Raw genomic sequence first — 11548 nt, forward strand, 5'->3', positions numbered from 1 at the left:
ATTAACGAGAACGGACTACATAGGGCGCTATTCGTTCAACGTTTGAGTGAACCGTCACGGGAGCTTAGGCTCCCTTATGTAGATATTGAAGTTGAACCAACCACGAGGGGAGTGTAATCGAATGAATCTAACGTATCTTGCGGCAGAGGCTGGCGGCGAAGGCAACCAACTCTTACTAGCCAACATGATCGTCACGATCGTCGTTTTCCTCTTGCTCCTCATCCTCTTGAAGAAATTCGCATGGGGCCCGCTCGTCAACATGATGAAAGCGCGGGAAGAGCATGTGGCTAGCGAGATCAACTCGGCTGAAAAGAGCCGTAAAGACGCTGAAGTCTACGTAGAACAACAACGCGAAGAATTAAACAAGGCGCGTACGGAAGCACGCGATCTTTTAGAAGCATCACGCCGTCAGGCAGAAGCAGAGCAAGCACGTGCGATGGAGCAGGCACGTCTTGAATCCGAAATGAGTAAGGAAGAAGCTCGCCGTGCGATCGAACGTGAACGCGCTGAAGCACAAGCTGCTTTGAAGAACGATGTCGCTCTTCAAGCAATCGCTGCAGCACGCCACGTCATGAAAACACAGCTTGCGACAGACGAAGCCGCTCAAAAAGCACTCGTCGATCAATTCCTTGCTGATACTAAGGGCACGAACTAATGCGTGATCACGTAGCGGGACGCTACGCAAAAGCGCTCTTCGATCTTGCGCTTGAGCACCATGTGCTCGAGCAAGCAGAAGCTGATGTGCGGACGCTCGGCGAAGTGCTCCACGCAACACCAGAGCTCGCTTCGGTTTTAGATAACCCATCGATTTCTGCTGAAGAGCTCAAGCAAGTTCTTCAAACAAGCTTCACTGGCTTCAACTCGATCGTCTTGAACACATTGCTCGTCATGGTCGAAAACGACCGGGCGGCAGAGATCGTTACATTACCGGAACACTTCATTGCATTGTTGAATGAACACCGCAATGTCGCGACGGCAATCGTCACGAGTGCATACAAATTGTCAGACGAGGAACTCACGAAAGTGAAAGAGACGTTTGGCCAAAAATCAGGTAAAACGCTTGAAGTCGAGAACGTCGTCGACACGGGTGTCATCGGAGGACTTCGCGTTCAAATCGGTTACACGACATATGACGGTACGATCGAAACTAAACTAACGCGCCTTGAGCGTGAGCTGTTAAAAGCGTAAGAAAATAGGGGTGAAACGCATGAGCATTAGAGCTGAAGAAATCAGCGCCCTGCTTAAAGCGCGTATCGCGCAGTACGGTTCTACGATGGAAGTGAACGAGACAGGTACGGTCATCCAAATCGGTGATGGTATCGCTCGTGCACACGGACTCGACAACGTCATGTCGGGAGAGCTCGTAGAATTCGCTAACGGCACAATGGGCTTGGCGCAAAACTTAGAAGAAGGCAACGTCGGTATCATCATCCTCGGTGACTACCTTGAAATCAAAGAAGGCGACTCTGTTCGCCGTACGGGCCGCATCATGGAAGTACCAACAGGAGACGCACTCCTCGGACGTGTCGTCAACCCACTCGGTATGCCAATCGATGGTCTTGGTCCAATCGAAACAGAACACTACAACCCGATCGAGCGTAAGGCGTCTGGCGTCATGGCGCGTAAATCGGTACACGAGCCACTTCAGACAGGAATCAAGGCGATCGATGCCCTCGTTCCAATCGGTCGTGGACAGCGTGAGTTGATCATCGGTGACCGTCAGACGGGTAAAACGTCGATCGCAATCGATACGATCATCAACCAAAAAGAAGAAAACATGATCTGTATCTACGTCGCAATCGGACAAAAAGAATCAACAGTCCGTGGCGTCGTCGAGACGCTCCGTAAAAACGGTGCCCTCGATTACACGATCGTCGTTTCGGCAGCGGCTTCACAGCCAGCTCCACTTCTTTACCTCGCACCATTCGCAGGTGTCGCGATGGGTGAACACTTCATGGACCAAGGCAAACACGTTCTTGTCATCTATGATGATCTTTCAAAACAAGCAGCTGCTTACCGTGAGCTTTCACTTCTCTTGAAACGCCCACCAGGCCGCGAAGCTTACCCAGGGGATGTCTTCTACCTCCACTCACGCCTTCTTGAGCGTGCGGCGAAGTTGAACGACGAGCTTGGCGCAGGTAGCTTGACTGCCCTTCCGTTCATCGAAACACAAGCGTCGGATATCTCAGCTTACATCCCGACGAACGTTATCTCGATCACGGATGGTCAAATCTTCCTTCAATCGGATCTCTTCTTCTCAGGTGTCCGTCCCGCGATCAACCCGGGTCTCTCGGTATCGCGTGTAGGTGGTTCGGCTCAAGTAAAAGCGATGAAGAAGGTAGCGGGTACGCTCCGTCTTGACCTCGCATCTTACCGTGAGCTTGAAGCATTCGCTCAGTTCGGATCTGACCTTGATAAAGCGACTCAATCGAAGCTTAACCGTGGTGAGCGGACAGTTGAAGTCTTGAAACAAGACTTGAACCAACCACTTACTGTCGATAAGCAAGTCATCATCATCTATGCCTTGACTCGTGGTCACCTTGATGATGTTGCTGTAACGGATATTCGTCGTTTTGAAAAGGAACTCAACCTCTGGCTCGATCAAAACCGCAAACAACTTTGCGATGAGATCCGTAAGACAGGTAACCTTCCAGCAGACGAAGAGATCGTAGCAGCAATCTCAGAATTTAAGAAAACGTTCCAAGCGACGGTTTAATCCGACGGAACGCTCTTGATACTAACAAGGTGGTGAATCGAAATGGCATCGTTGCGCGAGATACAAACGCGGATCAACTCGACGAAAAGTACGAAACAGATCACGAAAGCGATGAACATGGTTTCGGCGTCGAAACTGAACCGCGCTCAAGCACATAGCGCGAAGTTCCAACCTTACATGCTGAAAATGCAAGAGGTACTCGGAACCATTGCGAATGGCACGACAGGTGCGAGCCATCCGATGCTCGAGAAACGTCCCGTCCAAAAGACGGGCTACATCGTCATCACATCGGATCGCGGCTTAGCTGGTGCATATAACGCCAACGTGCTGCGTGAAGTCTACCGGGAAATCAAAGAAAAGCATACTGCGGACAGTTACGTTCTCTTCGTGGTCGGTAAAGTTGGTGTCCAGTTCTTCCGTTCACGCGGAATCACGGTCACGGATGCGATCACAGGTTTGAACGATTCTCCTTCGTATGTCGACGTCGCTGAAATCGTGAAGCGCACAGTGAGTGCGTTCACGCTTGGCGAAATCGACGAGCTCAAGCTGTGCTACAACCACTTCTTATCTGTCATCAGCCAAGAAGTGAAAGTCGAAACTCTTCTCCCACTCGGAGAAATCGAAGCTTCGTCTTCGACGACTTATGAGTACGAGCCAAGCGAGGAACAAATCCTTGCTGAACTCCTCCCGCGTTATGCGGAGAGCTTGATCTTCGGTGCGCTTCTTGACGCGAAAGTAGCAGAACATGCGTCACGTATGACAGCAATGCAAAGTGCGACAGATAACGCAGATGACTTGATCGGTCGATTGACTCTCGTCTACAACCGAGCTCGACAAGCTGCAATCACGCAAGAAATCACAGAGATCGTCAGTGGGGCTGCTGCGCAGCAGTAATCCCGACTGACGTAACGATAGGTAGGAGGAAACACGATGAACGAACTCGGTTTAAAAGGCCGCGTCGTCGCGGTCATGGGACCTGTCATCGACGTTAAGTTCGAAGGACACTTACCGAACATCTACAACGCGCTTCGTATTCAATATACGCCGCAAACTGTAGAAGAAGTGGCTATCGACTTGACGCTTGAGGTCGCCCTGCACCTTGGTGACGACGTCGTCCGTACCATTGCGATGGACTCAACGGATGGAGTACGCCGTGGAATTGAAGTAATCGATACGAATGCTCCAATCTCGGTACCCGTCGGAGAAGCGACACTTGGTCGCGTCTTCAACGTACTCGGTAACCCAATTGATGAAAAAGAAATCGCTGCTGACGTGGAACGTCTTCCGATCCACAAAAAAGCACCGACTTTCGATAACCTTTCAACGAAAGTTGAAATCCTCGAGACTGGAATTAAAGTCGTCGACTTGCTCGCTCCTTACATCAAGGGTGGTAAGATCGGTCTCTTCGGTGGTGCCGGTGTAGGTAAGACCGTCCTCATCCAGGAATTGATCAACAACATCGCACAAGAGCACAGCGGTATCTCGGTATTCGCAGGTGTTGGTGAGCGGACGCGTGAAGGAAATGACTTGTTCCACGAGATGACGGATTCAGGCGTTATCAAACAAACAGCGATGGTCTTCGGTCAGATGAACGAACCACCGGGTGCACGTCTTCGTGTTGCCTTGACTGGTTTGACAATGGCAGAATACTTCCGTGATGAGCAAGGACAAGACGTTCTTCTCTTCGTTGATAACATCTTCCGTTACACACAAGCGGGTTCTGAGGTATCGGCCCTTCTCGGTCGTATGCCATCTGCCGTTGGTTACCAGCCAACACTCGCAACAGAGATGGGTATGCTCCAAGAGCGAATCACATCAACAAACAAAGGTTCGGTTACATCGATCCAAGCGGTTTATGTACCAGCCGATGACTATACTGACCCGGCTCCTGCGACGACGTTTGCTCACTTAGATGCAACGACGAACCTTGAGCGCCGTCTCTCTGAGATGGGGATCTATCCTGCCGTGGATCCACTTGCTTCAACATCACGCGCCCTTTCACCGGAAATCGTCGGCGAAGAGCACTACGGTGTTGCACGTCAAGTTCAGGAAACACTTCAGCGTTATAAAGAACTTCAAGATATCATCGCGATCCTCGGTATGGACGAGTTGTCAGAAGACGACAAATTGACTGTACACCGTGCGCGTCGTATCCAGTTCTTCTTGTCGCAGAACTTCCACGTAGCTGAGCAGTTCACAGGACAAAAAGGATCGTACGTCCCAGTTAAGGACACGATCCGCGGCTTCAAAGAAATCCTCGAAGGTAAACACGATGACTTAACGGAAGAAGCATTCCGTCTCGTCGGTCCGATCGAAGATGCGATTGAAAAAGCGAAGGCGCTTGTCTAAGTGACAAAGCATAAGGGGGACTTGAGATGAACACACTTCATGTCAATATCGTCACCCCGGATGGCGAAGTGTATGATGGCGATATCCGTATGGTCGTTGCGAAGACGATTTCTGGTGAGATCGGGGTTCTCCCGCACCACGTCCCACTCGTAACACCACTCGATATCAGCATCTTGAAGTTGCGCCACGAAGATGGCGGACGCACGTTGATCGCTATCAGCGGTGGCTTTATGGAAGTGCGCCAGGATACTGTAACGGTTCTTGCGGAAACTGCGGAGCAAGCAGACAAGGTCGATTACGACCGTGCTGCAGCTGCGAAGGTTCGTGCAGAACGTCGTCTCCAGGACACGAAATTATCAGAACTCGAATTCAAGCGTGCTGAACTTTCACTGAAACGAGCAGTTAACCGTCTCAGCTTGAAAGACTACGGTCGCGATTGATTTTGATGAAAAGGCTCGATTTCCTTTAAGGAATCGGGTCTTTTTTTGTACGACGCATCAATGATTTTTCGAATGGCAACCGTTTTCGCAACACGATGAAGGATACAGGTTTAAAATACTGCAAATATGTAAAAGTACACTATATGCCTCGTCTTCACGAATTCTTCAACCTTTTTTCAGTAGAAGACCAAATTTATCTTCAATAAATATATTTTATACGCTAAAATTAATTCAGCGTGTTCTTTTTTGTTTGCGCAATCATTCATTTTGTGAAATCATAGTAGAGTTGAAGAAACTATGAAGAAGAGGTGCAACGAAAGTGACATCTATTGGTGTGAGTGCGTTAGTTAGTATGCTGGTCTATATCGTAGCGATTTTGCTCGCTTGGTGGTCCTTGTTACCAGTCAAATGGGAGAAAATCCTGCAACATCCTAAAGGACCGCATGCGGTAGCCTTACGAACGATTCTTGCGATTGCACTCGGATCCATCGTAGCGCGCTTTTTACTGGATTATGCCGGTTTTGCACAACGTCTTCAGTTTTTAATCGGGTGAACTTGTAACTGCATTGTAAACCCTGAAATGGTAATTTGTTTTACCATGGAACAGGACACTGCTCTTTCAATGAAGGAACACAGTCATTTAGCAATCATCTAACATTACAATCGAAACGTCGTATTGGCTTTGTAGTAAGAGATCAACTATAGGGAAGTTTCTTTTCTAACATTCGTTGAATTCCAACTATGATCCTCACCAATCACGAATTGAACATACTAGAACAGAAACGAAGCAGAGGAGTAGGGAGAATGGAAAAAATCGTTGTCCGTGGCGGACGTAAATTAGCTGGAACAGTCAAAGTAGAAGGTGCAAAGAACGCGGTCTTAAAAACACTCGTCGCGACATTGCTTGCATCAGAGGGACAATCAGTTCTTCAAAACGTACCACGTCTAGCAGACGTCTATACAATCAATAACGTCTTACGCAACTTGAACGCAGAAGTCGAATTCGACGCAGAAGCGAACACGGTGACGGTCAATGCAGAGCCGAATCTCAAAGACGAGGCACCACTCGAGTACGTACGTAAGATGCGAGCTTCGATTCTCGTCATGGGTCCATTACTCGCACGCCTCGGGCGCGCACGTGTCGCAATGCCAGGTGGATGTGCAATCGGATCACGTCCGATCGATCTTCACTTGAAAGGATTCGAAGCGATGGGCGCAAAAACGATCATCGGAAACGGATTCGTTGAAGCACATGTCGACGGTCGCCTCCAAGGTGCAAAAATCTACCTCGACTTCCCATCAGTCGGTGCAACAGAAAACATCATGATGGCCGCGACACTCGCAGAAGGAACGACAATCATCGAAAACGTCGCAAAAGAACCAGAAATCGTAGACCTTGCTAACTTCTTGAACGCAATGGGCGCAAAAGTCCGCGGTGCAGGTACAGAAACGATCCGCATCGAAGGCGTCGAGAAATTACACGGTGCAACACACTATGTCATTCCTGACCGGATCGAAGCAGGTACGTTCATGATCGCAGCAGCGATCACAGAAGGTGACGTCGAAGTCATTGGCGCAGAGCGCGAACACCTTCGTCCACTCATCTCGAAGATGGAAGAGATGGGCGTTAAGATCACGGATACAGAAGAAGGTCTCCGTGTCGTCGGTCCAGCGAAACTCGAAGCAGTCGACGTCAAGACGATGCCACACCCAGGCTTCCCGACAGATGTTCAAGCACAAATGATGGCACTCGTCCTCAAAGCAGGCGGCACATCAGTCATCACGGAAACGGTCTTCGAAAACCGCTTCATGCACGTTGAAGAATTCCGTCGTATGAACGCTGACATCAAGATTGAAGGTCGTTCATCGATCATCAACGGTGGCGTCCAGTTGCAAGGTGCAGAAGTTCTTTCAACGGATCTTCGTTCAGGTGCGGCACTCGTCACAGCAGGATTGATCGCTGAAGGCGAAACACGCGTTGGTGCGCTTCACCACATCGACCGTGGATACGTTGACTTCCACTTGAAGTTACAAGCACTTGGTGCAGACGTAGAACGTGTGACAGAAGAAGCGACAGTCGTTGAAGAAACAGCTGCTACAAAACTTTAAGCACTTATATGAGAGCATCATCCCATTTTGCGGGATAATGCTCTTTTTTGTCGTCTTTTGAAAATGACGACAATGAAATCCGAAAAGGGGAAAAAGAAAGTCGTTTCATGAGGGGGCATATGCTAGAATTGAAAGGTATGTATACATAAATGGGTTAGACGTCCAAACGACGTTCTATATTTTGGAAGAATAGCCAGTGGGTAAAGGAGAGCACACGAGATGTTTTCAAGAGATATCGGAATCGACTTAGGGACGGCGAACGTCGTCATTCATGTCAAAGGGAGAGGCATCGTCCTCGATGAGCCATCGGTCGTCGCGATCGATAAGGCAACAGGTAAGATTCATGCGGTAGGTACGGAAGCACATTTGATGGTAGGGCGGACACCGGGGAACATCGTAGCCATTCGACCACTTCAAGACGGTGTCATTGCCGATTTCGAAATGACGGAAGCGATGCTTCGCCATTTCATCGATAAGATTGAAGTTCGTAAGATGTTCGGTGGAGTCCGGATGTTGATCTGTACACCAGCAAGCATTACGACAGTTGAAGCGAAAGCAATTCGTCAAGCCGGTGAAAAGTCAGGCGCAAAAACGGTCTTCCTTGAAGTCGAGCCGAAGGTCGCAGCAGTTGGTGCCGGTATGGACATTTGGATGCCAGCAGGGCACATGGTCATTGATATCGGTGGCGGAACGACGGATGTTGCCGTACTTTCGATGGGTGATATCGTATGCGGGGAGACGATCAAGGTCGCAGGAGATCGTTTCGACCACGACATCATTCGTTCGATCAAGGAGACACATAAGCTCATCATCGGAGAACGGACGGCACAAGCAGTCAAGACGACGGTTGCCACTGTATCAGAAGACGGACGTCGTGAGCAGATGGATATTCGTGGACGAAATCTCGTGACGGGTTTACCACACAACATCACGGTGACATCGGAAGAGATGCACGATGCGCTAGCGGAAGCAGCGATGGAGATCGTCGAAGCAACGAAGCGTGTGCTCGAGAAGACACCACCGGAGCTTGCAGCAGACATCATCGATCGTGGCATCATCTTAACAGGTGGGGGCGCGTTGCTGGACGGAATTGATCAACTGCTTGCAAAAGAACTCGGTCTACCGGTTCTGATCGCAGAAGATCCGATGTTATGTGTCGCGCGCGGTACAGGAATCATGCTCGACAATCTTGGGAAGTAAGAGCGTGTAAGCGTAAAGGATATGATCTCTCGTAAAAGTTCATTCCTATAACGACCGTCTTGTCCTTCTCGCTTTCCACAGGCGGGAGGTAAGCCGCGACAGCGTGCATTTCATGCGAGTTGTCGGGTCTTACCTATCCCTGACGAAAGTGCTGCTTGCACTTTCTTTTCCTGCAGGAGTCGAGAATGGACAAGTTCGTTCGATATGAATCAAACCAATAGGGAGTCCAGTTTCCGAAGTACGTATCGGAAACTGGACTCCCTTTGTTTTAAACATAATGCAATGCCATGGTACTAAATGATCATGTGCCTCCTTGTGCTTCATCCGACTCCTACAGGGAAAAGCGCGATTTTGCGCTGTCAGAGACAAACAAGACCCGGCTTCACTGTTATACGAACAGTGAAGACTGGCTTGTGTCTCGCCTGAGGAAAGCGGATGAAAAGCAAAGGGGGCAGACAGATGAAGATAGCTCACTGCGTACTACGCATGAACGCTTGGTACGCTTCAAAATCATGATAGACGATCGCACTTGGCGGCAGTGAACTGGCCATCGTTTGATTGACGAGCTGATTCAGCTGCGTCCGCGTCTTGCCATAGAACGTGATGTCCGGTGTCTCAGGAAGTTCAGTGAACTCGATCGCATACGATAAAGTGTGATTGTTGCTTGCGGCATAGAGCGCGTCCGTCATTGTAATGGCACCAAGTCCATTCCCACCACCATAGACAGTTCGGTAACTCATCAACGTGACTTCATCAGCGAGCTCCATTGCCCATTCACTGAGAGGGCGACCGCTTTCATCCTGTACGGTATGGAACCAGAACGGAAGGAACAGTTGCAGCGGTAATCCTTCAACAGACGCTTTCTCGCGAAAGGCAAGTAAGATCCGTTCATAGGAGGCGATGACACGTGGTTGGTCCGTCTCCCATTCCGGTAAGGCATACGGTTCGAGATCAACGCTGATGCCGTCCGGATGACTGATCGTTTCTTGCTGATAAGTCGAAATCCAGGCTAACGGATCCTCGACGTTTGGTCGAGCTGTCGTTCCTTCGTTTGTGATCCAGCGCGGCTGTCCGAATAGAAAGTACACTTCAATGCCGACAGCGTGCGCTTTTTCAACGAATGTTCGGTAGAGAGTACGGTCACCCTCGACAGCGACATGCAGATAGACACGTTTCATCTGTCTGTTTGCCAGCTGATTGATCTTCGTTGAAATGGATTTGGCCTCTGGGATGGACCAGATGACCGTGTGACGAGTGACGGAAACGGCAGCTGAACTCTTGAGTGGTAGTCCGAATTGAAGTAACGATAGACAGACTACGCTAATCAAAAAGCGTTTCATTTCATTTTCACTCCTTCGTGTGGATTACCTTACTATCGGTCGTAGTCAGCTAGTTTATATGCATCAAAGGTCCCGTTCTACACTTTGACAGTTCAAATCCTAGACATTTCATAATGTGAAGTGTATATTAAAAGTTGTTGCATTGAAACGAATTGTCAATTAAAAGGAAGTGATGCCACAATGCCATTGTGGAAAAGAAATTTAGTCGTCGTCTGGTTTGGTAGTTTTTTGACCGCCGCCGCCCTCAGTCTCGTATTGCCGTTTTTGCCTTTATTCATTGAAGAACTCGGTGTCGACAGCCGACAAGATATTACGACCTGGTCTGGGATCGCCTTTGGTGCTACATTCCTCGTCGCTGCGATCGTCTCACCAATCTGGGGACGTCTTGCCGATCGAAAAGGTCGTAAGCTGATGTTGCTTCGCGCAAGTCTCGGTATGTCGATCGTCATGTTCTTGATCAGTTTCGTCCAAGACGTCTATCAACTCGTCTTTTTACGTCTTGTCATGGGAGCCGTATCCGGATTCATCTCAGCCGGCATCACACTCGTTGCTTCCCAAACCCCAAAAGAGAAAAGTGGCTGGGCGCTCGGCACCCTGTCGACCGGTGGGATTGCTGGTGGATTGCTAGGACCCCTCATTGGAGGATTCCTCGCCGACGTTGTTGGGCTTCGACCCGTTTTTCTCTTTACGAGCGTACCGCTCTTCATTACCTTCCTCGTGACCTACTTCTTAGTCAAAGAAGATTTCGTCCCAATGGAAGTTAAAAAGTTGGCGTCCGCAAAGGAAATCATCCAGTCGCTGCGTCATCCGGAACTCATCTTAAGCCTCTTTTTGACGACGTTCTTGATTCAGTTCGCGGCACAATCGATCAGTCCAATCCTGTCGCTCTACGTCCGCGAACTCAGTCCGGGGACAGAACGTCTGGCGTTACTATCCGGGATCGTCGCTTCGGCACCTGGTATCGCGGCCTTGATTGCAGCGCAACGACTCGGTCGTCTCTCCGATAAGATTGGCGCAGAGCGTGTCTTATTCTTTGCATTACTCGTCTTTGCTGCTTTCTTGATTCCGCAAGCATTCGTCACGGATACAAGTCAGTTGATTGTCTTACGGATGGGAATCGGTTTTGCGACAGCAGCACTGATGCCGTCGGTACAGGCACTGCTCCGGAAGAATACGCCAGCCAATGCATCAGGACGTATCTTTGGATATAATCAGTCCGCGCAGTTCATGGGGAATTTCCTCGGACCACTGGCTGGTGGACAGATTGCTGGTCACTTCGGCTTTGAAGCGTTGTTCCTCTTCACCGGCTTGATCGTCATCACGAATGCCGTGCTTGAGCGGACACAGACCGCTGTCTTGAACAAAAATCCGAATAACTAAGGAAAGCTTCCATT

General features: G+C 49.5%; 11 protein-coding genes. 10 read left to right on the plus strand and 1 reads right to left on the minus strand.

The features are described from left to right. Positions 1-121 precede the first annotated feature (121 nt). From atpF to mreB, 9 genes are all read left to right on the plus strand, one after another. Complete coding sequence (gene atpF / locus KNQ18_RS00595) at positions 122-655, plus strand: F0F1 ATP synthase subunit B (RefSeq protein ID WP_023469498.1); 534 nt, start codon at positions 122-124, stop codon at positions 653-655. After that, on the plus strand, positions 655-1188 hold the full coding sequence (locus KNQ18_RS00600; RefSeq protein ID WP_035410623.1) for a F0F1 ATP synthase subunit delta: 534 nt from the start codon (positions 655-657) through the stop codon (positions 1186-1188). Before atpF ends, KNQ18_RS00600 begins: the two co-directional genes overlap by 1 nt. Before the next feature lie 19 nt (positions 1189-1207). After that, positions 1208-2716 carry a F0F1 ATP synthase subunit alpha gene (gene atpA, locus KNQ18_RS00605; RefSeq protein ID WP_023469496.1) on the plus strand — a complete coding sequence of 503 codons (1509 nt, stop codon included), beginning with the start codon at positions 1208-1210 and terminating at the stop codon, positions 2714-2716. 42 nt (positions 2717-2758) lie between these two features. Then, positions 2759-3610, plus strand: coding sequence for an ATP synthase F1 subunit gamma (atpG, locus tag KNQ18_RS00610; protein WP_029342739.1), 852 nt, complete (start codon positions 2759-2761; stop codon positions 3608-3610). 36 nt (positions 3611-3646) lie between these two features. Further along, positions 3647-5065, plus strand: coding sequence for a F0F1 ATP synthase subunit beta (gene atpD / locus KNQ18_RS00615; protein WP_029342738.1), 1419 nt, complete (start codon positions 3647-3649; stop codon positions 5063-5065). 26 nt (positions 5066-5091) lie between these two features. After that, positions 5092-5505: a F0F1 ATP synthase subunit epsilon gene (locus KNQ18_RS00620; protein WP_023469493.1), complete on the plus strand. Its 414-nt coding sequence runs from the start codon at positions 5092-5094 to the stop codon at positions 5503-5505. A gap of 319 nt (positions 5506-5824) precedes the next feature. Continuing rightward, the gene (locus KNQ18_RS00625) at positions 5825-6058 is read left to right on the plus strand and encodes a DUF1146 domain-containing protein (RefSeq protein ID WP_029342736.1); all 234 of its coding nucleotides are present in this window, start codon (positions 5825-5827) and stop codon (positions 6056-6058) included. 251 nt (positions 6059-6309) lie between these two features. Next, positions 6310-7614, plus strand: a complete 1305-nt coding sequence (gene murA / locus KNQ18_RS00630; protein WP_214771697.1) for a UDP-N-acetylglucosamine 1-carboxyvinyltransferase — start codon at positions 6310-6312, stop codon at positions 7612-7614. Positions 7615-7833: 219 nt separating this feature from the next. Next, the gene (gene mreB / locus KNQ18_RS00635) at positions 7834-8814 is read left to right on the plus strand and encodes a rod shape-determining protein MreB (RefSeq protein WP_149427919.1); all 981 of its coding nucleotides are present in this window, start codon (positions 7834-7836) and stop codon (positions 8812-8814) included. Between the two features lie 470 nt (positions 8815-9284). Here mreB and KNQ18_RS00640 read toward each other — a convergent pair whose 3' ends face one another. Further along, entirely contained in the window at positions 9285-10154 is an 870-nt protein-coding gene (locus KNQ18_RS00640) for a hypothetical protein (protein WP_214771681.1), read from the minus strand. A gap of 180 nt (positions 10155-10334) precedes the next feature. On the opposite strand from KNQ18_RS00640, the gene KNQ18_RS00645 reads away from it, so the two are divergent. Then, positions 10335-11534 (plus strand): multidrug efflux MFS transporter, encoded by a 1200-nt coding sequence (locus tag KNQ18_RS00645; protein WP_215083575.1) that lies wholly within the window; start codon positions 10335-10337, stop codon positions 11532-11534. Positions 11535-11548: the final 14 nt, after the last annotated feature.

This window comes from Exiguobacterium sp. s78, assembly GCF_018618985.1.
GTDB classification, from domain to species: domain Bacteria; phylum Bacillota; class Bacilli; order Exiguobacteriales; family Exiguobacteriaceae; genus Exiguobacterium_A; species Exiguobacterium_A abrahamii.